This is a genomic window from Mycolicibacterium fluoranthenivorans (assembly GCF_011758805.1).
Taxonomy (GTDB): domain Bacteria; phylum Actinomycetota; class Actinomycetes; order Mycobacteriales; family Mycobacteriaceae; genus Mycobacterium; species Mycobacterium fluoranthenivorans.
The window spans coordinates 63,879-85,753 of the sequence record NZ_JAANOW010000005.1 but is presented as its reverse complement, the minus strand read 5'-3'; the positions used below and the strand labels follow the sequence as shown (position 1 = coordinate 85,753).

Genomic DNA, 21,875 nt, shown 5'->3' with positions numbered 1-21,875 from the left:
GAGGGGGTTTCGTTGACGCTCTCTCCTGATGACTGGTTCCAGAAGATCAACGCGATGTTCACCTCGGTCACCCGGCCGCCGTGGCAGGACAAGATGCGCCGCCCAGCCTCCGAGGGCAGCGGTGCGTTCTTCACCCGGTACACCACGCCCCGCAATCGGTTCCTGGACATGCTGTGGTCCTACAACGTGGGTGATCCGCCGCTGCCGCAGATCGAAGAGGCGTACCGGGATGTGTTCCGTCATGTGATGCGTAAAGCGCGGTCGAACTATGCGCCGATGTGCCTGTCTGCGATGTCGGATCGTATGGAGCTGCAGGCAATTTCGACGCTTGCCGATGACGACACCAATGGTGACGATATCGCCGCGCAGATCATGGACGAGACCGGCTTTGTGGCTCAGTTCAAGGAGCTGCAGGACTTCGCTTTCTCCATGGGGGAGAGCTACGGCATGGCCGTCCCGAAGGGCGGCGGTGTCGCTCTGAAGAACGGGCAGCCGTGCCCGTCCGTGCACGCAATCGACCCGCGCCGCTGCATAGGCATCCCTGATCTGACGAACCCGACCAGGTTGCGCGCCGCAGTGGTCAAGCAGTACGACCCAATTACCGATGAGCAGACGGCGTTCCTGTTCCTGCCGGGCCGGAAGTACACCTACCGGCACGGTTCGGGCGGGTGGACGTTCGACGCCGACGTCGAGGTCGAGGCGATCACCGGCCTGGATGAGCTCGGCGGCATCCCCATCGTGCGATTCGACAACCTGCACGGCATGGGGGAGTACGAGCCCCACATCGATCTGCTCGACCGCATCAACGACACCACCCTGCAACGGATCATCGGGTTCTGGTACCAGGCACTGCGCCAGCGCGGCCTATTCGGTGACGACGATGAAGACGACGAGGACGATGACGACGACCTCGACGGCAGCGAGGGCCGCCGGATCGACCCGGAGAACGATCTGAAGGCGGGCCCGGGTGCTCTGTGGCGGTTTCCGGCCGACTTCAAGATGTGGGAGTCCGCGCAAACTGACCTCGGGCAGTTCATCAACGCGAAACGCGACGATGTCAAGGAATTCGCGGCCGTCACCAGTACTCCGCTGCACCTGATCACCCCAGACGCCGCGAACGGGTCCGCTGAGGGCGCGGGTCTGATGCGGGAATCGTTGACATCGAAGGTGCGCGATCGGCGCACCCGGTTCACACCGCAGCTCAAGCTGTTGTGGCGCATGGCGTTCGCGATGGCGGGCGAGACCGACCGGGGCACCGGGATGCGGCTTAACTGGGGGCCGATCGAGTTCCGCACGCTGGCTGAGCAGGCATCGGCGTCCTCGCAGGCGGTGGGAACCTTGTCGCTCGAGGATCGTTGCGAGCGGATCTGGCAGATGTCGCCGGAAGAGACCGACCGCAACGTCGACCGGATGACCGCCGACGCTCTGCTCGGGCTGCCGACGACTCCCGGCCAGACGGCCCCGGCTCAGACACCGCCGGCCGAACAGCAGCCGTCGTCGGGCCCCGCCGTTGACAACACCAACTAGCTACCCGGAGGCGCTGGCCGCTGCTACCGCCGCCCGTACCGCCGGCAGGTCGGTGTCCCCGAACCAGATCGTGGCCACCACCGCCGAAGGTGTGATCACCACGCGGGAACGCGCGGCCACCGTCGCCAAGCGCGCCTTGCGTGCGCTGTGGCGGACCGTCAACCCGTACGACCAGAAGCAGGTCGACGACTTCGCCGCCAAAGGCACCAAGATCCTGGCCACCGCCCAGACCGCCACCGGCCGGGCCGCGGCTGCCGCAGTTGCTACCCAGCTCAAGGCGATGAACATCAAGGTCGACGCCCGTACCGACATCCCCGTCGACGTGCGGGCGCCGGCGCAGGTGATCACCGGCGGCAAGGTCACCTTGGAGTCCCGCGACGTCACTGTCGAGTACTCCAACGGCGATACGCGGACCGTCACCGCGGATGAGATGACCACAGAGGCCGTGCTGAAACGGCCAGCAGCGGGGTTCCGGTGGATCCAGTCCGAGGAAGGTCTGGACGCTGCGGAGCAGTCCGGGCTGCGGATCGATCAGATCGTCGACGACAACCTGATGCTCGCCCAACGCCTGGGAGAGACGCAGGTGTTGGCCAAGGCGGTGGACCTGGACGCCCAGAAGCCTGCTACGAGGGTTATCGGGTACCGGCGGGTGATCCACCCCGAGTTGTCCCGCAGCGGGACGTGCGGCCTGTGTATCGCATCGTCAGACAGGGTGTACAAGGTCGGGGAGTTGCGGCCGATCCACGCGGACTGCAAGTGCACGGTCGCGCCGGTCACCGCGGAACACGACCCGGCCGACGACCTCAACCAGGTCGACCTCAATGCGCTGTACGACGCCGGCGGAGGCACCTCAGCGGCGCACCTTAAGCGCACCCGATACCAGGTCGACGACCACGGCGAGCTCGGCGCAGTTCTGGTCCCGAAACGCAAGTACAGGCCACGAGACAAGAACACGCGCGCTGGCGCAGAAACCGCCGCCGCGAAACCGGAATCCGCTACGGACATCGCATCCCGACATCTGCCACTCCTGGAGAAGAGCCTGGCAGATCTGCGGGTACGCGGTGTCGCCGAAGACTCCGGCCCCGTGCAGTGGCACCTCGAACAGATCGCCCGAATGCGGTCTGCGCTCAACCCCTGATCTTCCGCCAGTTCCGGCGGTCGGCCCGCTATGGGCAAAACCCCTCACCCGATATGGGAGTCGCATGTCCCCGTTACCTTTTCACCCATCCACCAACCTGCAGGCGCTGGGTCTCACCAAGCGCGGTCTGCCGATCTGGCCCGTTATGGGTGGATCCGAAGACGGCGGCCAGCAGCAGGGCGCCGAAGGTGGCCAACAGCAGAACGGTGGTCAGCAGTCAGGTGCGCAGTCCGGGTCCGATAAGGGCTTCCCGGACAACACACCAGTCAAGGACATGACTGTCGACCAGCAGGCCGCCTACTACCGCTACCAGAACCGTCAGACAGACAACAAGCTTGCCGCGTTCCACGGATTCACCCCGCAGGACGTCAACGCGATGTGGTCACGTCTGGAGGAGTTGGAGGGCGAAAAGCTGACCTCCGATCAGAAGGCCGTCAAGGATGCGACCGAGAAGGCCGCAGCCGAGGCACGCGCCGCGGCAGAAGCGGAGTACCGGCCGAAGTTGGATCAGGCCTCTCTGCGCGGTATCGCCGCGGGATTCCTGTCCGGTGACCAGTTGGAGGCGTTCGTCGCCACCACCAATCCCGCCGCGTTCTACGGCGAGAGCGGCGACGTCGACACGGACAAGGTGATCGGTCACCTGACCGCACTGTTCGGCGGTCAGCAGCAACAGCGGAGCGGTGTCAAACAGCAGGCTCCGGTCTGGGGACAGCACAGCGGGGGACAACCCCCATTACGGCCCGGCGAAGCCGGAAAAGCCGCAGCGGACAAGCGCTTCGGTACATCCACGTAAGAAAGGACGCACGCTATGTCGACCGACATTTCGTTGCAGACGACGACCTATCAGGTCGGCAACAAGCAGTGGCTCCTGCAAGAGCCCAAGGTCAAGCCCAACGTGACCCTCGACCCGTCGAAGTTCACCGCCGGCACCCACTACCCCAACGGCTTCCTGCCGTCGGGCACGGCGATCGGGAAGGTCACCGCGACCGGACTGTTCGGCCCGTACAACGACGCTGCCTCCGACGGCACGCAGACCTTATACGGGTTCACCTACGCCGACGCGCGTTTCGTGCGCCAGAACGGCACCACCGCGGCCAAGGTCGGCACCGGTGCCGTGGTCAACGACGCGATCATCTCGGTGGGCAAGCTCCCGTTCCAGTCCGGAACGGGGTCGGTCGATGCCAACGGCAAGGCCGACACCCCCACCATCCGGTACGAGGCGTGAGGGAGGACTGACCCATGGCACTGTTCCTGGACGGCCCGTTGCCGCTCGAAGACACCATCGTGTTCACGCAGAATGTTCCTCTGCCGTCGAACAACCGATTCACCGCGGAGTTCCCCACCCGGAATTACGACACCGACGAGATCGACTTCGCGACGATCACCCAGACCAACCGGGCTGCGAAGTTCCGGAACTGGGATGGTTCGTTCTGGGTGGCGCCGCGTGACACCGGCAAGGAAGGCCGCGTGCGGATGCTCCCGCTCGGCGGCCAGCTGAGCGTCGGTGAGTACGAGCGCCGGCAGAAGGAGATGGCCCGCTACGGCGGCACCATCCAGAACATCCTCGTGGATGCGATCTACGACGACCTGACCAACCTGACCCGCTACGCGCAGAACCGCGTCGAGCTGGCCTGGGGCGACGTCCTCACCGATGGTGTGCTCACCATCAACGAGAACGGTGTGCAGCAGCAGGTCGACTACGGCATCCCCGGCGGCCAGCTGGTCACCGCCGCGACCCTGTGGTCCAACCACGCCGCGTCGACGCCGCTGACCGACCTGATCGCCTGGACCGGCGTGTACTCGGGCCTCAACGGCGCCCCGCACGGCCAGTTCCGGACGTCGCTGGCTGTGGTGCAGCACCTGATGCAGAACACGCAGCTGATCAACGCGATCAAGGGCGCCAACACCGGTGTCACGTGGGTGTCGATCGCCGAGATCAACGCCTTCCTGGCGGGTTTCGGCATCCCGCCGTTCGTGGTGCCCACCGACGGGCAGCCCGGCGGGTCGATCTACGGCTCCAGCTTCGACGTCGACGGCTCCACCACGCTGGCCTACCCGGCCAACAAGGTGGCGTTCCTGCCGTCGGATCTGGGCACGCTGGGCTTCACCGCCTGGGGTGTGCCGACCACGTCGATGGAGCTGAACGCCAACAACGTTCAGGTCCAGTCGGCGACGGGCATCATCGGCATCCTCGTGCGCGAGGAGCAGCCGCCGTTCCGCAAGACCACCTTCGTCGACGGTGTGGTGCTGCCGGTCTTGGCCGACACCCGCAAGATCCTCGTCGCGACGGTCGCGTAAGGCAGTCTGGTCGTGGCGAAGAAGATCGGCGAATTCGCGGTCTACGTCCAGGACGGGGAGGGAGCCGTTCACGGCTTCCTTCCCGGCCAGGTCGTGCCCGCGTGGGCGGCCAAGCAGATGGGCGACCACTGCTTCGCGCAGGAGGGCGGCGAGGGCTCGGCGGACGAACCCGTCGATGAGCCGCCCGCCCCACCGGTGGATCCGGGCGACGCGGAAGATCCCGCGGATCCGGATGAGGAGCCGGCCGGTCCGCCCCCGCGGCACGGCGCAGGCTCCGGTGAGCCTGCCTGGCGGAAGTACGCCGAAGACAACGGCGTCGACGTCGACGGGATCAGCAAGCGCGACGACATCATCGCCGCCGTCGCGGATGCGGGTGTGCCGGTCGAATGACCACGCCCACCCCACCAGAGGGCAAGTTCGTCAGCAGTGACGACGCGGTCGCCCGGTTCGAGGGGACGTTCCCCCCGGCCCGGGTGCCGTGGCTCAAGTTCCGCATCTTCGATGTCGAGAACGCTCTGATGGGGGACGTGCCGTCGTTGCGCAAGACGCTGCCAGACATCATCGAGGCATCGGCGGCCGCCGGTGACCCGGACCGCGTCGAGCGTGTGAAGCAACTCGTCGTGGACAAGGTGCTCGGCCTGTATCGCAATCCTGATGGTGCGACGCAGGTTTCGCAGACCATGGAGCAGGACACCACGAGCCGCTCATACGGGTTCTATCAGGACCCCACCCGCGGCCGGATCGCCTTCACCGCGCAAGAGCTCGACAGGGTTAAGCTGCACAGGAAGCGTCGCCGCCGCATCACCACGATGCCGATCGCTCCGTGGGGTATCGGGTGCCTCTAGAGGTCACGAACTTCGCGACCGTCACACCCAGCAGGGTGACCGACGACGCGAACAACCAGACCACCGAGCTGGACCCGATCGACATCGTGGCATTCCTCAGCGAACCTCAGGCGATCGTCACAGAACGCGGTAAACGCTGGGTGCAGGACGGCATCCTGCGTGTCCGCAAGAAGGCCGACGGCAGCGCCCCGGACCTTCAAGACGGTGACCAAGTCCCGCTGCCGGAAGGCGTTTTCGGTGTCGTCGGTGGACCGGGCCAGAACCGTGTCCATTCGATGACCGGTGAGGACTTCGGCTGGGTGCGCTACAGGATCCGGAAGGGAGGCTGATCGTGGACATCAACTTCCAGACACCGAACCCCGGCCTGGCCGCGTTCCTGCTGTCCGGTGACTGCCGGCGCGCGGTGGAAGAGCGCGCCAACATGGCGATGCTGCTGTACCAGGCCCGCGTCGCGAAACGCACCGGCGCTCTGGCCCGCTCGGCGCACGCATCCACCGAGATCGGCGGTGTCCGCCACGACCGGCACATCGGCGTCATGACGGTCGGCCGCGGCGTCGACTACGAGCTCCCACACGAGTTCGGTCGCGGTAACCATCCTGGATCCGTCCATGATCTGGACTCGGACCACGAGACCATCCAGCAGGGTGCTGACGACCTCAACGCTGTCCTCGAAGAGTTGTCGGCATATTGATCACCTTCGGTTCTTGGTACAAGGGTGGATACCCGAACGTCGAGAACCTCCTCAAGACGCTGTTCGCTGATCCCGCAATCGGTTTGAGCGGCGTCGAGGTCACCTACTGGCTTCCGAGCGAAGAGAAGATCGCCGAAAAGCTGGACGCCGACGAGGGGTTCCTGCGGATCTACCGCACCGGCGGCAAGATCAACCGCTCCGAAGGGCGCGACGAAGCCAACGTGCAGCTCGCCGCCCTCACCAAATCTCGCGACGCCTCGTGGGAACTGATCGAGGTGGCCCGCCAGGTCCTCGAACAGTTCGAGGCGACCGCGATCGTTCCGGGAACCATCCACAAGCTGCACTGCGCCGGTGAAATCCTTGGCCCGCAGCTCATCCCGGAGCAAATCAGGGCCGAACGACTCGTCCCTGTGACCTTCACGCTTCACACCTGGAAGCCGAAGGGACTCGGTAACTACCGCGAGGCTCTCGGCCTCTAACAGAAAGGTCACCACCATGGGTATTCAGTTCCAGTACGGACAGTCCGACCTCGAGCTCGCGGGCTGCGACACCCGCGTACTGCTGGCCCCCAAGGTCGGCACCGCGCCGCTGACCAACATCGAGGACATCACCACCGGCGGCATCGACATCACGAAGGTCGGTGTGGCGTCTCGGTTCCGGTCCGTGGGTAACCACGAGAAGAAGGCTGGCGTGAAGCTGTCCAACAAGCCCACGATCAACAAGATCATGTCCAACGGTCAGGGGTCGCCGACGCGCAACCTGCCGTCGGAGTCCGGAAAGGGCATCTCGTACACCCCGCAGGAAACCAACCTGCTGAACCTGCAGAACGCGTGGGGTTTCCCGCTGTCGGCGGTGTCGGCAGTGTCGGCCAAGGGCGGGTTCACGATCCGCATCCCGGAGCTGCCGGTCCGGTTGCAGTGGCGCACCGTGCTGATCGCGCAGGACTACTTCAACGCCAAGCCGATCTACCTGTACTGGATCGCCAACCAGGCCGAGGTGGGTGACCGCTCCGATCAGGGTGTGCTGGACTCCAACGTCATCGAGACCACGGTGTCGCTGGACTTCCAGACCGATCCCGCGGTCGGTGATCCGGTGATCTTCGGCATGTGCGGTGAGGGCATCCAGGACCTGGCTGCGGCGGTGGCCGACGGCAGCCTGTACCTGCCGGCCACCGGGATCACCACCGCGAACCTGTCGGTGACTGCGGCGGCTGGTGTCAACCACACCAAGCAGGTCGTGGTGACCGACTCGCAGGGCATCGACCGGACCGCGACGGCGACGTTCGTGTCGGACACCCCGGCGAAGGCGACCGTCAACAGCGCGGGTCTGGTCACCGGTGTGGCGTCGGGTTCGGCCAACGTCACCGCCACCTGGAACGGCTTCACCGCGGTCAGCGTCGTCACCGTCACCTAGTCACCCCCGTCACCCCCGCAGCACTCCGATATGGCGTGTTGCGGGGGTGACGTCCTGCATGAAAGGCCGATATGGCTACCAGAGCTGTCAATCCCGTCCCGGTCCCGTCGGAGCGTCTGCAGAAGCTGCTGCTCGACACGAACCGGCCGGACCCGTACCCGGTCACCGACACGCTGGTGATCGTGCCGCCGACGAAGAAGCGGCGTGACGAACTGCGCGAATCCCATCGTGAGATTGAGATCGCGCAGCAGCTGTTAGCCCGCGCGCTGCTGACCGCCCCGAGCCCGCGGCCGGAGTTCCCGGCGATCCCGGGGGCGTTGCCGGACAAGGCGACTGCCAAGCAGCAGGCCTCCTACAAGGTGGAGGTCACGCAGTTCGAGAAGCTCGCTGCCGGCTGGGAGCAGCTCAGTGCGGCATGGGAGGGTGGTGTCGCGAAGTTCGAGGCGGCCGTCGCTGCACACCGCGCCAAGATCAGCGAGCAGGCCGACCGCTACACCCGGGCACTGTTCGGAGCGGCCTATGACGAGGTGTTGGCGTTCTTCGACGACCAGGACCCCGAACTGTGGGATGCCTTCCAGGTCGACTTGCAGGAGCACTTCCGGATCATCCCCAAAGCGCCGGAGGTGCCCGACGACGGCACCTGCCCGCACTGCGGCCACGTCGAAGACACGGAGCAAGCGGGAAAAGCGCCCGAATCCTCGGACTGATCGAAGACAACTGGGTGGCTATCGAAAAAGATTTCGGCAGCCGAGGATTCGACACCCGGGACTGGCTGCGCGGACTGAAACCGTGGGACCAGTTCCTCAATTTCTGCGACATGTTCGCCAACACTGAAGGTTCCTGGCTGTGGGCTGACCAGTTGTCAGATCCCAAGCACCTCGCGGCGTTTGAGCAGCAGTACGAGGAAGCGCAGCGCAACCCGGACAAGTATCGGCCGCCGCTGGCCGGCTATGACGCTCTGATATCGGCGATCCAGGGCCTGCGCAACGATTTCCGGGCGGCCAAGGGAATCTCTCAGTTGGACGGGCCGAAGACTCCGCTCGATGAATTGAGAGACCGGCGCAAGCAGGTCAGTAACGCGAATCTCGATAAGGCCCTGGGATTTTGAACAGAACGGAGGTGATCTGAGTGTCCACGTACGACGCAGGCGATGCGCGACTCAAGGTCATCCCCGACGTTTCGGGATTCAAGAAGAAGCTCGAAGCGGACATGTCGAAGGTCCGCGCAGAGTTCGCCATCGACGTCACCGCGAACACGGCGCAGGCGCGCGCTGATATCGAGCGGTTCCGCGCGGTGGAGCAGCGCAACGGTGTGCAGCTCGGCGTCGACGTTGAGCTTGCTCGTGCGCGGGCGAAGATGGACGAGTTCCGGATCCGGCAGCAGGCCAACGCGATCAACCTACGCGTCGATGTCGATTCGTCCCCGTTGCAGAACGCGCTCTCACGGATTAGCCAGGGCGGCGGCGTGGAATCCGGCGGTGGGGCCGGCGGGCCACTGGGGCTCGCCGCGCTGGCCACACTCGGCGTTGGTTCACTTCCCGCGGTAGCGTCCGCGGCCGCCAACGTTGTCGCAGTCGTGCAGCAGTTGGCCAGCTCTGGCCTCGTGCTGCCCGGTGTGATCGGTGGTATCGCCTCGTCGGCGATCACCGCCAAGGTGGGGTTCACCGGCATGTCCGACGCCATCGACGCCGTGAACAAGGCATCCGATGGCACCCCGAAGTCCATCGAGGCGGCCAAGAACGCCTTGAAGGGTCTGGCACCTGCCGCCGCAGATGTTGTCAAGACGATCACTGAGATCAAACCGGTGTGGGACAAGGCGGTCCGGGACACCTTCCAGCAGAACATGTTCGACGGCATCGCCCCGGCCTTCAAGCAGTCTTTCGACGAGGTGTTCCCCGTCGTGCAAGAGGGTCTGGGGAAGATCTCTACGTCGTGGAACGGCACGTTCAAGGGGTTGCTCAGCGCGGTCGGTTCTGACTCGTCGAAGAGCTTCCTCGAGCGCATCTTCGGTAACACCGCGGACGCGCAGAACATCGCGAATCAGTCGATCTCGCCGATCACCAATGCGATCGGCGCGCTCACCGCGAAGGGCAGCGAATCGTTGCCGCGCATCGCCAACGACATCAAGTCGGTTGCTGAGCGGTTCGACAACTGGATTACGCAGACGTCCGCCGACGGCCGGCTCGATGACTGGATCAACCACGGCATCTCCGGGCTAGAGCATCTCGGTAACACGGGAATCAACATTGCCGGGTCGATCAGTGGGATCGCGAACGCGGTGGGTGGTGACCTGCTCGGCAGTATCGAGCGTGTCACCGGCAAGTGGGACGAGTGGATGAACTCCGTGGAGGGCCAGACGGCGCTCAAGGATCTGATCAAGGAGGGCAACGAGCAGCTCGGCCACATGTCGGACACAGTCAGTAATCTGGGCCCGCTGTTCAAGCAGAATTTCGAGAACGCGGCCACCTTGGTTTCGGCGGTCGGGACCGCCGCGGACGCTACGACGACGGCGCTGGGCAAAATCCCCGGGGCGATCGAGGCGATGAGTGGGCCGTTGGGTGCGCTGCTGGAGGCGTACCGCGTCATCACCGGGCCGAGTGCGCTGGAGAGTGCTCAGCAGAAGGCAGACGACGCGCTGCGTGCCGCGCGGGCGCGCGATCCCCGCACCCAGATCGGCCCGGTAGCGCCGGGGGCGGCGGTCAATCCGAACCCCGCGAACAACGTACCGGTGGTGGGTAGCCCGACTTTGCCGGCGGTGGGCCCGGCCGGGCCGGCGCCATCGGGGGACTGGACGCAGCTTCCCGGGCTGAAGATTCCGACTCGTGCGCGTGGTGGCCCGACACCGTCCGGCCGCGGCACCGGCCCCACTGGTGGGTTTCTGGCCGAGGTGCATTCCGATGAGTGGGTGCTTCCGGCGCACGCGCGATCGGCGATCGGCGATCAGGCGTTGTGGGCGATGACGCAGGGCCGCAGCTTCGAGCCAGGCGGCTACGTCGACCAGTGGGGTAACCCTGTTACTCCTGGCCCGGCCGCGGGCCCCGGTAGTGGGCCGATCGCGCCGAACCCGACCGCGGGCGGCGGCGGACTGAACAGCATCATCGGTAGCTTCGTCGGTGGGCTCGGAGCGGTGGGTAACAACGCGCTGGCACTCGGCCAAGGTCTGATGAACGCGGCGCCTGGCGCTGGTGGTGCGCCGACTCCTGGCGCGCAGACGCAGCACGGTGTCGGCACCCTCGCCCCCGTCGGAGGAAACGGCTCCATGGTGCCGACGTTCGCCGACCGGGCCGCCGGACTCCCTGGGTTCGCTGGGCTGCTCGGGTCCGCGTTCAGTTCGAACCCGGCCGACAGCCTGATGAACTGGGGTCAGCAGACCGCATCGTGGTTGGGCAACTTCACCGCCAAGACAGCCGGGACGTTCGGGTCGGCGTTGTGGTCAGGTGCCCTCGGTTTCTTCGGGCTGGAGAACAGCATCCTGTCGCCGTCCAACCCGTACAACCAGGCAGCGCAGCAGGCCGGTGGGTTCTTCCTGGACTCCAGCGGCCCGATCGGCACCCTGCTCGGCAACGGGCAGTCCGGAAGCGGCAGCGGGGGTTACGGCGGAAGCCTCGACAACCTCACGCCAGCCCAAATACAGCAACTGCTAGCCGTCCAAGGGCAGTCGGGCACGACGCAGTCCGGTATCAAGCTAGGCACCGGTGCCGGCGCTGGAGTGGGCAAGGGGGGTGCCGAGCGGTGGCGGCCGGTCGTGCTCAAGGCGCTGGCTGAGATCGGCCCGAAGTACGGCATCACGAACATCAACGGGTGGGCCGATGCGCTGATCGGGCAGATTCAGTTCGAATCCGGAGGCAACCCGGGTGCACTGAATCCCAACGACTCGGATGGTCTCCCCGCGATCGGCCTGGGTCAGTTCAAGTCGGCAACGTTCAACGCGCACAACGTTACTGGCGGATCCATCAACGATGGTGTGGCCCAGATCTACGCGATGATCGACTATGTCGCCACCCGCTACGGGCAGACAGCGTCCGGGGTCCCGAAGTACATCAACCAAGGTCACGGATACTCCGATGGCGGCAAGGTGTGGGGTGCCGGCACTGAGACGTCGGACTCCATCCCGGCGTGGCTGTCCAACAACGAACACGTCCTCACCGCCTCGGATGTCAACGCCATGGGTGGCCAGGACAACGTCTACAAGTTCCGGAATGCGTTGCACCGCAGCACCGGTGGTGACATCAAGATCGCTGAGATCATCGGCAGCGGTACGCAGCGCGGCTGGCTCGACAACGACATGAACGGCACGCAGGGCCAGCAGCGACCCAGGTGGTCGGAGAAGGCTGGTCCGGGGTTGCAGCCGGGACCGGACTGGAACTCCAAGGGCGGCCCGGCGCGGCGGGACTCGATCACCTTCCCGTGGGAGCCGTGGATTCCTCTGGACCCGTACCGCCAGAACCGCCGCGGTGTCCGTGCTCTCGGCAGCGGCGTAGGTGGGTTTGCGATCGGTGGCGCGGTGCAGGGGCTGATCATGCCGCCGCCGCGACCGGACTTCCAGGTGCCCAACGCTCAGACCAAGGTGGTCCCGCCGCAACCACCAGTGCCGTCGCGGCCGTCGACCGGGCCCGGTGCCCCGCCTGCGCCCGCCCCGGCACCGGCGCAGGTCGACACCAATACCCCGGACTATCCGCCGTTCACCGGCGCCCCGGGCGGCATCACCGGTATCGGTTCCAACGCCGTCGCACCCCCCGGGACCATCAACCACAACCTCAAGGCCGTCGACACCCTCATCGACTCCACCGCATCAACGCTGGGCAATCTTGCCGCCACCGCCGCCTCCATGGGCATGGGGGCAGCGGGAGCTATCGCCCCTGGGGCAGGGGCCGCCTCAGGGCTGGTGTCGTCGATGGTCGCCGGCGGTGCCCAGCAGATCGGGAAGATCGCTAAGAAGGTCGTCAACATCGGATCCAGTGCCCTGGTCGGCAACGTGCCGGGGAGCTTCGGTAACCCGGACATGGATGCATCCGGCCAGACGATCCGGCCGCAACAGAACATCCCCGTGACCGCGCCGAACCGGGTGCAGAACAACACCTTCAACGGTATGGATATCCCGCGCGTATTTCAGGAGCTCGATTTGCGTGACGCCGTGGCCAGTCAAGCGATCCTGGCGAATCATCCGTCATGAGGACCCAGAACAGCATCGATGTCGCAGGTGTGAACGGGGACTTCTGCCGCATCAGCCCGCCAGGGCTGTCCTGGGGGCCGGAGTTAGCCCCGGGATCGACAGGTTTGCATGACCTGCCTATCCAAACGAACTGGGGCACTTACGGTTACGGGCAGTTCTATCAGTCGTGGAAGCCGAAGCGGCGTGACGTCGTGTGGACTATCCACCTGATGAACCCCGACACTGGGACACAGCTGGACCAGAGCGCGGATCTGTGGCATCTGGTGTATTCGCGGTGGCGGGCGATGTTTCACCCCGACAAGGAAACCAAGATCATCTACACCTCAGTCGATGGTGAGCGGATCCTGCGGGTGCGGCCGCTGGATACGACGAAGTCGTTCTCCACGCAGAACTTCGAGGGCATCGATCCTGAGATCTACCGGTACGGGTCTCTGGTGCAGATCATGGCGGCTGAGCTGCCTTTCTACGTCGGCAAACCGGACGTGTACGAGCATGAGATCACCACACCGGGCGACTCGTGGTTCACCCTTCCGTACTTCAACCCCAGCACCGTGGATATCTGGTCGGAATGGGAATTAGCTTGGGGGGCACAGTATGTGCTTCCCGACTACAGCTTCTACAACGAGATCAAGGCCCGCGGCATCGCCGATCTCGGCAAGACTGTCCTCACCCCGCAGATCGTCGAAGGCGACGGGGCCACCTCGGTGTTCACTCGTCCGGATCTAGAAACGTACATCTCGGAGATGGAAACCCCGGTCGGGCTGCGCGCCGGCGGCCGGGACTTCGAATATCCCATCCCACCCGGGTCCGGCACCTCGGACCCCGAGCGGGGCTGCGTGGTCCGTGTCCTCGGAGTACAGGACACCGCGGCGGTGCGGCTCACGCTGCCACGCTGGTATGACTCCCCGTTCAGCACACCGCTGGTGGCCTGACCAATGCCGGGTCTCGCGAGCCTTGACCGGACACGCGAGATCACCGACGAGATCCGTCGGCAACGACGATGCCTGCAGCGCGCGCAAACCGAGATCAGTCTCTACCGCAACATCCCCGATCAGGTCGGCCTGAACCGCCGCGGCGCGGTCAACATCCTCGACACCACCAAGCACCAATTCCCCTGGCGAGACAACGTGTCCTCGCCAGGATATTTCCAGCTTCCCTGCCGGCACCCGATGGCCAAGTGGATCGCGTCGATCCCGAACAACCCGGAGGAGTGCAAGCAAGTCGTCATCCGGGTCGACCGATACGGCGGGCTGCTGCGCTGGTCCGGGATGATGCACCACTGGACCGTCGAAACGATCAACGGCGTCGACTTCCTGACGGCGCACTTCAACGACGACCTGCAGTTCCTGCAGTTCCTGCTCGTACCACCGAATCCCGCCCTGCCCATCCCGATATTCCAATTCCCCAGGGATTTCTTCCTTTTCGCGCCCAGCGCCTGGGGCGCCGCCGCGGTCATCAAGATGCAGTTCGTTCGACAGTTCCTGAATGCCTGGACGCTGCCGGATGACCCGTTCGACTTCGACTCCTACACCGAGTCGTTCGACCCCCGCACCTGGCAGGCCCACATCAAGGGTCCGTCGTTCGCGAACGACCCGTCGCTGTGGGGGATCTTCGCGGCCCGGATGAACACCGCCGACAGTGTGATCGCCGACCCTCTCGACGACGCGCAGCTGTCGCTGACCTACCGGCGGATCTTCACCGACGAAGGCGAAACCGTCACCGGCCTGTTCAACAACGACATCGCCAACGGCGCCCTGGTCTTCGAGGTGAAGGACCGCTCCGGGTTCGCCTCCGGAGACGGCACCTACTTCTCCGGAGGCGCCGCGGCCGGCCTGGCGCGTTCGGTGCTCACCTGGACCTCGGACCTACTCGAAGGGGTGCTCGAGTTCGTCGACGACGACCAGTCACTCACCCCAGACGAGTACTGGCAGTCCTCGTGGATGGGCACCCTGGCCAAGAAGCCCGGTATCACGCTGCGCGACTCCTACGTCAACGACCTGCAATCCAAGGTCACCTATTCGCCGGCCACCGCAACCCAGGTCATCGTGGGCGGCGACAACCCCACAGCGGACGCGCTCGTCGACGCCATCATCAGCTCGGTCGGTAACCTGCTCGGCTACTTCTTCCTACTGGGCTTCGACTCTGCAGGCGATATCGCGAGCGACGTGATCATGCCGTTCCTCGTCGGCACCATCGCCGCGTGGGCTCAGTTCGAACTCGGGAACCGAGCAAGCCATCTCGGCTGGGTGCACCTGCTGGAGATCTACCAGTCCGGCGCCGAGCAGAACGTCTGGTCACTGTCAGCGTTGGCGACAGCGCGCGGCGGTGTCAAGGACACCGCGGACGAGACCAGCCACACCCTGGTCATCGACGAGTCCACGTGGGTGATACCCGGCCTGCATTACGACATCGGTGACCGGATCGTCTCGACGTCGGGCGCGTTGGAACGCATGGGCATCGACGTGATGTTCGTCAACCAGGTCAAGGAGATGACGCTGCAGGGCGACGACTCCGGCAAGTCCGAGTTCGTCACCAAAGTCGGCCTGAACAAGGCGGCGATGTCCCGCGGCGAACGCGACGCCCGAATGCTCAAAAAGGCTATGGACCGAATTAGTGACATTGGAGTTCATTTGGTCCAGTAGGTTCCAAGGTCAAATACCTTGGAATGAAATACCTTTGACGATCCTCATCGCAGTAGTTCGGGAACATTGAAACTGCCGCGATATCTCTGTCATGTTCATCCCGGCAGTGTGAAGGGCGCGCATTGAGGTGACCTCAGCCTGGGTCCGATGGCGAAAACCCGTTCCGTTATAGGCATCGGCGCCTCGGGCCAGTCGGTCATGGGAGTTGTCCTCGTGGGTTCCGAGAATCAAGTGCGCAGGATTAGTGCATGGCGGATTGTCGCAGGCGTGGCGGACTACCAGACCGTCGGGAAGTTCTATCTCATGGTGCAGCTCCCAGGCGATGACGTGAGCCTGACGCATACGTGAGCCGGGCACCGACATTGCTCCGTATCCCTTGTTGAGTGCCCGGGTCCATTCCCAGCACTCATCGGGTGCGCCGGTCGGAGCGTATGTCCGCAGCCGTGCTAGCAGGTCATCGGTGATGAGTTTGGGAACGATCGGCGCGCTGATGTCCTGCCCTTTCTTGTTGCGGCGCCAGTGCGATTGGCACAGGCCGTTAGCAGCGTGATCTCGCTCGCAGCCATCGACTGAGCAACCGCGTTCTAGTCGACGCCGGTTGTCGCCGTCGAGGGGAACGCCACGGGCTTGACGCTGTCGATGTCGACTACAGAGGCCGTGACCGTCAAGTGGTTGGACACATCCGTCGACCGAGCAGGTTCCGCCGCGTGTGTAGCTACGGAGCGGAGCGTCCAGTGGTTGGCCTGTGCGAGAACGCTGATAGTGCGCTGCGCACATCGTCTTCGCGAGAACTTTCCGCTCGCAATCAGGGACTGAACAAACCGTCATGGGTAGCAATCCTACCCATTGCTACCGACATGAGAGGGGGCTGCGGTGGAATCACTCTACTCGGCTGTAGTGCTATCCCGCGGCAGCGTCTGGAAGCCCGAACCAGGCGACCAGCCGTACCTGATCCCGCACACCAGCGGACTGGAGCGTTGGCCGGACCGCTCGACCACACGGATCGTATTCACCGACACCAAGGGCGCGGACCTGCTGAAGTTCGACGGCCGAGTGTTCCCCGATCGCCTTGAGTTTGTGGGCAGCCCAGCACAGATGGACAAGGTCCCGGCCGGCGCGAATTTCACCATCTACCTGGAAACCAAGGAAGGCCCGTTCTCGATCCGGCACGGGAAGGTCATCCGCAAGGAAGTCACCTATACGACCCCGCCGGCGCAGGCCGACGTTGTCCCGCTGACCATCACCGACAACCTGCAACGCACTGCGGCCGGCAACTGGTGGAAGCCCGTGTACGGCCGCATCCAGATCAGCGACAACTCCGACGACGATCTGCCCTACGCCATGATGGGCGGGCCCGGGGCTCAGAAGAGCGCGGTGCGTTACATCCGCGAATTCAGCACCGACGGCATCGAGATCGGCGTCACCCTGCTCAACGTCTCGACATCGTCGCCGTCTTGGACGTCGGTCAACTTCGGCGCCGACATCAACTTTGAGATGGGCTGCGCGGTGAAGTTCGAAACCGGCGCCAGCGCGGCACGCAAACTGCACATCGGCACCCTGACCGCGCCGATGACCATCGTTGACCGCGCACCGGTGATCGCCAACACCGTGGTCAACCTCGAGTACTACCGCATCGTCTACATCGATTCGGTGCGCACCGTGTCGGTGTACAAGGGCACCTCGCTGGACCCGATCAGTACCTGGACCGACGACACGAAGATCGTGCCGCACGGATTCGGTTACCGGCACGTCGGATTCAGCTTCTACCGGGGGACACCGTCGGCCACGCGCGGTATCCAGGTTGCATCGGTCACCGCGCGGGATGCGGCGTGACCGCCACAGCTGCTGAGATCTCGGCGCTGGAGAAGGTGCTGTGGGTGGTGGCCCCTCCCGGGCGCAAGATGCTCGCCCCGAAGCTCGCCGCGGCCGGCCTGCGTGTGCATCCAGAATTGGCGACCAAGCGGCTGGTCAGTATGGGGACCGAGGCTGACGGGAATTGGGCGCCGCAGCGGGCGGAGAAGATCGACATCACCGCCCCGGATCCTCCGATGGACGTGCAGCAGGCCGGGGCGCTGTCCATCGCCCTGCTCGTGTTGCCGCCGCCGCTGCCGGTCGCGCTGGCGCCGGAACTGTATGCGCTCGGTGTCCGGGCGCACCCGGAGCTCGACGAGGCCGGGCAAGGGCTACTCGCACGGGCCAACGTCGTCGGCCTGATTCGCAAGCTCGAAAACCGGGCCCCGAAGTTGTCTGGTCTGGCGGACCGAATCCAGTCCGCTACCGACGCGGCCGCGTCCGGCGACATGAGCAAGGTGCGCGCGCTGGCCGCCGAGCTGGCCCCCCCGATTCGCGCCGACAGCCAGGCCATGAAGCAGACCGCCGCGGCGATCAAGCCTGAAGACTTCGCCACGGAGGACGATTCCTGATGGGCGTGATGCCCAACGGGCCGGACGGGATGAATCCCGATGCCCAGTTCGGCGTCTCAGACACCGGCATATCGGAGTTGCCGAGCCGCACCCAGGTGAACGTCGTTGCGATCCTCAAGGCACAGAAGTTCCCGGCGGGCAGCGTGTGGAAGAACCCCGCCGGTGTGCTGAAGCAGGGCTGGTCGATGGTGATGTCGGCGCTCAGCGGCGCGGCGACCAACGCGGTCAACGCGCTCACCCAGATCGGCACGCTCATCTGGAAAGTGGGCGGCAGCATCATCGACGATGTCGGCGATTTCATCAACGCCGCGCTCGCGAACGCCAACACCGCGGTAACCAACGCCGGTCACGCGATCGCGCAGATCGGTTCCCTGATCGGGAAAGTTGGCGGATCGATCATCGATGACGTCGGTGACTTCATTAACGCCGCCGTATCCAACGCGTCCACGGCGCTGGCCAACGCGGGTATCAGTCTTGCTGGGCTGCAGAACTTCCTGGACGCGCTCGCGTCGGCGTTCGGTGGTTCGTCGTCGGGGAACACCGTGTCGACGGTGGCTGCACAGTCGATCGAGGTGGCCCAGGCCGCCCAGCGCGCCGAAGCGTCGGCGTACGCCGCGCAGCTCGCGGTCGCCGCGCTGGCCAAAGATCTCGACTCCGCGCACGACGGAGCGGTGTTCGACATGACGTTTACCGGCGCCGACGGGGCAGCGCTGAACGCGACTGATTGGCCGACGACCGGACCGACGTCGGGGGACCTGTGCATTCGGCTGATCGGCACGATCCCGACGATGGGCATCAAGGCCGGCGCCGCCACCAACTCGACCTTCTATGCGGGCTGCGGTCACATCTACGAGACGGACGACCAGTCCCTCTCCGTCATCATCGCCGGCGGAAACTCCGACACCGAGGCGGCGACGAGACTGCACTTCCACTGCGACGACATCGGCCCGGCGGCCACCCGCGGCCTGTATCTGTCGATCGTTCCGACGGGTGTGGAGCTGGGATATTTCACCACCAGCGGCGGCATCCGCACGTACACGGCATTCGGCGGCAACGGGACTATCACCACTCCGATGTCCAGCGGTATGCGCGCCGAGGTCCGCAATATTGGCAATCAGTATCAGATCGTCCTCAACGGCGCCGCTCAACCGACCTACGTTGACGCCGCGAACAGGGCTGTGGCGGGCGACTTCCACGCCTTCGTGACGATGGAGACCAAGACCAAGACGTGGAATCCGGGGCTGCCGTGGCAGACCGACGCCATCCGGAACTCGTTCTTCTTGGCCGGCGTCCTGATGTCGGACTACGCCCCGATCGCCTACAAGGGATCGGGCGCGAAGATGTACCGCACCTCGACCGCCAACATCGCAGCGGCATCCGGGGCGAACATACTGCCAGACAACACCTTTGGAGTTGAGGCGCAGAAGACATCTGACATCACTGTCGATCTAGTGACAGGCAAGTTCACGGTCTCACGAGACGACTGGTACATCGTCACCTTCCAGGTGGCGATGACCGTCAAGACGGCCGGCATCACCTCACAGACCGGCATGGCGCCGTATCCGCTGAGCATGGCCCTATTCAAGAACGGCGCGTTGGAGAAGTACGCCGGCGAGACACTGCGGCCGATCGCCTACGACGTCACCGGCACCATCACCGGCGGCGGCAGCACCTTCAACGGCACCCTTCAAACCCGATCTCCCGACGCTGCGTACGCATCGGTGCCGGTCTACCTGCAGGCCGGGGACTACATCCAGCTCGGCTACAACGCCAACGCCGCCAACTCCACGGTCTTCACCGGTGAAGCGACCGGCACCAAAACGTACTTCGAAATCATGGGAGCGAATCCGTGAACTACGCAGTGAACGACGTCAAGAAGGACCCCGACTCCGGGTTCGTCGCGCTCAAGACCGGGATGTCCGATCCAGCGAAATCGTGGCTGGTCGTGACCATCAGCGACGGCAAGACCCACTACGTCGCCGACGAGGACGTCGAGTCCTGGACCGACATGACCACCACCACTGTCCCCGAAGAGACCCCCTGACAAGAGGAGAGCTGACATGGCCTATGCACCGAATTCCCTGAAACGCGACCCAGTTTCGAAGGCGATCGCGATCAGAACCCAATTCCCCGAAGAAGGCCCATTGGCCAACATGGCGTGGCTGGTCGCGACCTCCAACGCGGGGGCGCGCAACGCGAGCGCTGCGGAAGTTGCCGGCTGGTCGGACATCGAAATCCAAGACGCGGCAACAGGAAGTGAGGGCTGATCATGGACACCGAAGAAGACCTCTACTCCGGATTCACCCTCTCCTCGTGCATCCTGGGTATCTCGGCGATCCTGTCCACGATCACCCACGCCAAACTGCACATCGGCACCCCGTTCGACGGCACCATGCACCCATCGGCCTACACCGACCGGATCGCCTCGACCTATGGCACCCCGGACGCGAACGGCCTCTACGACCTCGCTTCGCCGTTCTCATTCGACGGCATCGCGACGATCGAGGACGTGTGGGGGGTGAGCTTCTGGACGGCGTTGACCGGCGGGACGTGCCGCATGGTGCGCCAGTTCTCGGAGGTCAAGCACATCTACACCGGTGACACCCTGACCATCGTGTCGGCGCCGGTGTACGCGAAGGCAGTGGACCGCTAATGGCAGTCGGGTTCGGCGTCAAGGGACTCGGCGCACTCGACGGCGAAGAACTCGACACACACGTAGGTGCCGCGTTCGATCTGGTCACCAACCCTGGTGATTGCATCATCGCGCCGATCGCGTTCTCGGCCGCGGACCTCGCCCTCGGCCCGTTCAAGCTCGTCGACCTCGACCTCGGGGATCTGTCCCGCAAGGTGATGTACGGCGATATCGAGATGACGTCGCTGGGCATCATCCCGTGGGGCACCGTGCCGGTGCAGGCGTGGACAGAAGTGTTCGCGCTGCTCGACTCGCCTGGCGGGAAGCAGCGCATCTACGGCGCGGTGGGCGGCGGTGGGCCGTCGAAGCGGTTCGTGCGGGTGGGCGCGGCGACGTACACCGGGGTGGATTCGGTCGGCCCGCTGGTCACCGGGCAGGGTACTGGTACGGCGATGACGATCTCGGCGACCGCGTCGCCGGCTGACCGTCTGGTGGGTGTGTTCGGTACCCGTTCGGGTATCGCGGGGTTCAGCGGCGCGCAGCAGCGGTATCTCGACAACACCGGTATCGCCCTGGGGATCTGCGATTCTGCCGGGACGGGGTCACCGCAGAACATCACCGCGACCCGGCAGAAGTCGGGTGATTGGGGTGGCATCGTGGTGCCGCTGTATGCCGCTGACACGGTCGCGTCGTGCCCTCCGATGGCCTTCGATGTCGGGTTCGGTCCGGCTATCGCGCACCGGGAACCGCGTCTGGGTGGGTTGCGCCGGCAGGTGTTCGACGTCCCTTTGGATTCCTACACCGAGGTCGTCGATACCGCGGATCCGAAAACCCCGGACGATATCACCCCGTTGACGTTGAATTGGGAGACGTTCCTGGGCAAGACGTTTGATCGGATCAAGGATGCCCGCATCGATGCGGGTGGGTTGGACATCCTCGACTCGTGGTTCACCGATATCGATACCACGGTGATGGTGGGCGGCGGCTCGGCCGGCGGCGACTCCTACACGATCAAGTACCACATCGATACGTGGGGTGGCGAGTCCTACACCCGGTCCCTGCGACTGCCCGTCAAGAACCTGTAGGAGGTGCGT

General features: G+C 64.9%; 24 protein-coding genes. 23 read left to right on the top strand and 1 reads right to left on the bottom strand.

The window, feature by feature from the left end:
* Window positions 1–12: 12 nt before the first annotated feature.
* The 16 genes from FHU31_RS29200 (at window position 13) to FHU31_RS29125 (ending at window position 15,726) form a co-directional block, all read left to right on the top strand.
* Entirely contained in the window at window positions 13–1,527 is a 1,515-nt protein-coding gene (locus tag FHU31_RS29200) for a phage portal protein (RefSeq protein WP_234901743.1), read from the top strand.
* Window positions 1,511–2,665: a hypothetical protein gene (locus FHU31_RS29195; protein WP_167164602.1), complete on the top strand. Its 1,155-nt coding sequence runs from the start codon at window positions 1,511–1,513 to the stop codon at window positions 2,663–2,665. The genes FHU31_RS29200 and FHU31_RS29195 overlap by 17 nt, the downstream gene beginning before the upstream one ends.
* 64 nt (window positions 2,666–2,729) lie before the next feature.
* Window positions 2,730–3,458, top strand: coding sequence for a hypothetical protein (locus tag FHU31_RS29190; RefSeq protein WP_167164600.1), 729 nt, complete (start codon window positions 2,730–2,732; stop codon window positions 3,456–3,458).
* A 15-nt stretch (window positions 3,459–3,473) separates the two neighbouring features.
* Window positions 3,474–3,890 (top strand): head decoration protein, encoded by a 417-nt coding sequence (locus tag FHU31_RS29185; protein ID WP_167164598.1) that lies wholly within the window; start codon window positions 3,474–3,476, stop codon window positions 3,888–3,890.
* A gap of 14 nt (window positions 3,891–3,904) precedes the next feature.
* Window positions 3,905–4,963 carry a major capsid protein gene (locus FHU31_RS29180; protein WP_167164596.1) on the top strand — a complete coding sequence of 353 codons (1,059 nt, stop codon included), beginning with the start codon at window positions 3,905–3,907 and terminating at the stop codon, window positions 4,961–4,963.
* 12 nt (window positions 4,964–4,975) lie between these two features.
* A complete protein-coding gene (locus tag FHU31_RS29175; RefSeq protein ID WP_167164594.1) occupies window positions 4,976–5,353 on the top strand; it encodes a hypothetical protein in 378 nt (125 codons plus the stop codon).
* Window positions 5,350–5,808, top strand: coding sequence for a hypothetical protein (locus FHU31_RS29170; RefSeq protein ID WP_167164592.1), 459 nt, complete (start codon window positions 5,350–5,352; stop codon window positions 5,806–5,808). Before FHU31_RS29175 ends, FHU31_RS29170 begins: the two co-directional genes overlap by 4 nt.
* A 35-nt stretch (window positions 5,809–5,843) precedes the next feature.
* Window positions 5,844–6,137 carry a hypothetical protein gene (locus FHU31_RS29165; protein ID WP_167164590.1) on the top strand — a complete coding sequence of 98 codons (294 nt, stop codon included), beginning with the start codon at window positions 5,844–5,846 and terminating at the stop codon, window positions 6,135–6,137.
* Window positions 6,138–6,139: 2 nt separating this feature from the next.
* The gene (locus FHU31_RS29160) at window positions 6,140–6,499 is read left to right on the top strand and encodes a hypothetical protein (RefSeq protein ID WP_167164588.1); all 360 of its coding nucleotides are present in this window, start codon (window positions 6,140–6,142) and stop codon (window positions 6,497–6,499) included.
* Window positions 6,496–6,978: a phage tail termination protein gene (locus FHU31_RS29155; protein ID WP_167164586.1), complete on the top strand. Its 483-nt coding sequence runs from the start codon at window positions 6,496–6,498 to the stop codon at window positions 6,976–6,978. The genes FHU31_RS29160 and FHU31_RS29155 overlap by 4 nt, the downstream gene beginning before the upstream one ends.
* Before the next feature lie 16 nt (window positions 6,979–6,994).
* Window positions 6,995–7,912: an Ig-like domain-containing protein gene (locus FHU31_RS29150; protein WP_208411582.1), complete on the top strand. Its 918-nt coding sequence runs from the start codon at window positions 6,995–6,997 to the stop codon at window positions 7,910–7,912.
* 71 nt (window positions 7,913–7,983) lie between these two features.
* Complete coding sequence (locus FHU31_RS29145) at window positions 7,984–8,619, top strand: hypothetical protein (RefSeq protein WP_167164584.1); 636 nt, start codon at window positions 7,984–7,986, stop codon at window positions 8,617–8,619.
* Window positions 8,620–8,633: 14 nt separating this feature from the next.
* Window positions 8,634–9,020: a hypothetical protein gene (locus FHU31_RS29140; RefSeq protein ID WP_167164583.1), complete on the top strand. Its 387-nt coding sequence runs from the start codon at window positions 8,634–8,636 to the stop codon at window positions 9,018–9,020.
* Window positions 9,021–9,040: 20 nt separating this feature from the next.
* Window positions 9,041–13,084 (top strand): hypothetical protein, encoded by a 4,044-nt coding sequence (locus FHU31_RS29135; protein ID WP_167164581.1) that lies wholly within the window; start codon window positions 9,041–9,043, stop codon window positions 13,082–13,084.
* A 209-nt stretch (window positions 13,085–13,293) separates the two neighbouring features.
* On the top strand, window positions 13,294–14,016 hold the full coding sequence (locus tag FHU31_RS29130; protein WP_167164578.1) for a hypothetical protein: 723 nt from the start codon (window positions 13,294–13,296) through the stop codon (window positions 14,014–14,016).
* 3 nt (window positions 14,017–14,019) lie between these two features.
* Window positions 14,020–15,726 carry a Gp37-like protein gene (locus FHU31_RS29125; protein WP_167164577.1) on the top strand — a complete coding sequence of 569 codons (1,707 nt, stop codon included), beginning with the start codon at window positions 14,020–14,022 and terminating at the stop codon, window positions 15,724–15,726.
* Window positions 15,727–15,735: 9 nt separating this feature from the next.
* On the opposite strand, the gene FHU31_RS32250 is transcribed toward FHU31_RS29125, so the two are convergent.
* A complete protein-coding gene (locus FHU31_RS32250) occupies window positions 15,736–16,068 on the bottom strand; it encodes an HNH endonuclease (protein WP_420372093.1) in 333 nt (110 codons plus the stop codon).
* A 531-nt stretch (window positions 16,069–16,599) separates the two neighbouring features.
* Between FHU31_RS32250 and FHU31_RS29115 the strand changes: the two genes are divergently transcribed.
* The 7 genes from FHU31_RS29115 to FHU31_RS29085 are packed head-to-tail and all read left to right on the top strand — an operon-like array spanning window position 16,600 to window position 21,866.
* Complete coding sequence (locus FHU31_RS29115) at window positions 16,600–17,559, top strand: LtfC-like domain-containing protein (RefSeq protein ID WP_167164574.1); 960 nt, start codon at window positions 16,600–16,602, stop codon at window positions 17,557–17,559.
* Window positions 17,556–18,149, top strand: a complete 594-nt coding sequence (locus FHU31_RS29110) for a hypothetical protein (RefSeq protein WP_167164572.1) — start codon at window positions 17,556–17,558, stop codon at window positions 18,147–18,149. Before FHU31_RS29115 ends, FHU31_RS29110 begins: the two co-directional genes overlap by 4 nt.
* Entirely contained in the window at window positions 18,149–20,002 is a 1,854-nt protein-coding gene (locus FHU31_RS29105; RefSeq protein ID WP_167164570.1) for a hypothetical protein, read from the top strand. Before FHU31_RS29110 ends, FHU31_RS29105 begins: the two co-directional genes overlap by 1 nt.
* Window positions 19,999–20,193 (top strand): hypothetical protein, encoded by a 195-nt coding sequence (locus tag FHU31_RS29100; protein ID WP_167164568.1) that lies wholly within the window; start codon window positions 19,999–20,001, stop codon window positions 20,191–20,193. Before FHU31_RS29105 ends, FHU31_RS29100 begins: the two co-directional genes overlap by 4 nt.
* Before the next feature lie 16 nt (window positions 20,194–20,209).
* On the top strand, window positions 20,210–20,416 hold the full coding sequence (locus FHU31_RS29095; protein WP_167164566.1) for a hypothetical protein: 207 nt from the start codon (window positions 20,210–20,212) through the stop codon (window positions 20,414–20,416).
* Window positions 20,417–20,418: 2 nt separating this feature from the next.
* Entirely contained in the window at window positions 20,419–20,802 is a 384-nt protein-coding gene (locus tag FHU31_RS29090; protein WP_167164564.1) for a hypothetical protein, read from the top strand.
* Entirely contained in the window at window positions 20,802–21,866 is a 1,065-nt protein-coding gene (locus FHU31_RS29085) for a phage fiber-tail adaptor protein (protein WP_167164562.1), read from the top strand. Before FHU31_RS29090 ends, FHU31_RS29085 begins: the two co-directional genes overlap by 1 nt.
* Window positions 21,867–21,875: the final 9 nt, after the last annotated feature.

Bases quoted from the DNA above. Each gene is read 5' to 3' on its own strand.
- FHU31_RS29190 (WP_167164600.1), top strand. From the start codon at position 2,730: ATGTCCCCGTTACCTTTTCACCCATCCACCAACCTGCAGGCGCTGGGT.
- FHU31_RS29185 (WP_167164598.1), top strand. From the start codon at position 3,474: ATGTCGACCGACATTTCGTTGCAGACGACGACCTATCAGGTCGGCAAC.
- FHU31_RS29180 (WP_167164596.1), top strand. From the start codon at position 3,905: ATGGCACTGTTCCTGGACGGCCCGTTGCCGCTCGAAGACACCATCGTG.
- FHU31_RS29170 (WP_167164592.1), top strand. From the start codon at position 5,350: ATGACCACGCCCACCCCACCAGAGGGCAAGTTCGTCAGCAGTGACGAC.
- FHU31_RS29150 (WP_208411582.1), top strand. From the start codon at position 6,995: ATGGGTATTCAGTTCCAGTACGGACAGTCCGACCTCGAGCTCGCGGGC.
- FHU31_RS29145 (WP_167164584.1), top strand. From the start codon at position 7,984: ATGGCTACCAGAGCTGTCAATCCCGTCCCGGTCCCGTCGGAGCGTCTG.
- FHU31_RS29130 (WP_167164578.1), top strand. From the start codon at position 13,294: ATGAACCCCGACACTGGGACACAGCTGGACCAGAGCGCGGATCTGTGG.
- FHU31_RS29125 (WP_167164577.1), top strand. From the start codon at position 14,020: ATGCCGGGTCTCGCGAGCCTTGACCGGACACGCGAGATCACCGACGAG.
- FHU31_RS32250 (WP_420372093.1), bottom strand. From the start codon at position 16,068: ATGCGTCAGGCTCACGTCATCGCCTGGGAGCTGCACCATGAGATAGAA.
- FHU31_RS29105 (WP_167164570.1), top strand. From the start codon at position 18,149: ATGGGCGTGATGCCCAACGGGCCGGACGGGATGAATCCCGATGCCCAG.
- FHU31_RS29095 (WP_167164566.1), top strand. From the start codon at position 20,210: ATGGCCTATGCACCGAATTCCCTGAAACGCGACCCAGTTTCGAAGGCG.
- FHU31_RS29090 (WP_167164564.1), top strand. From the start codon at position 20,419: ATGGACACCGAAGAAGACCTCTACTCCGGATTCACCCTCTCCTCGTGC.
- FHU31_RS29085 (WP_167164562.1), top strand. From the start codon at position 20,802: ATGGCAGTCGGGTTCGGCGTCAAGGGACTCGGCGCACTCGACGGCGAA.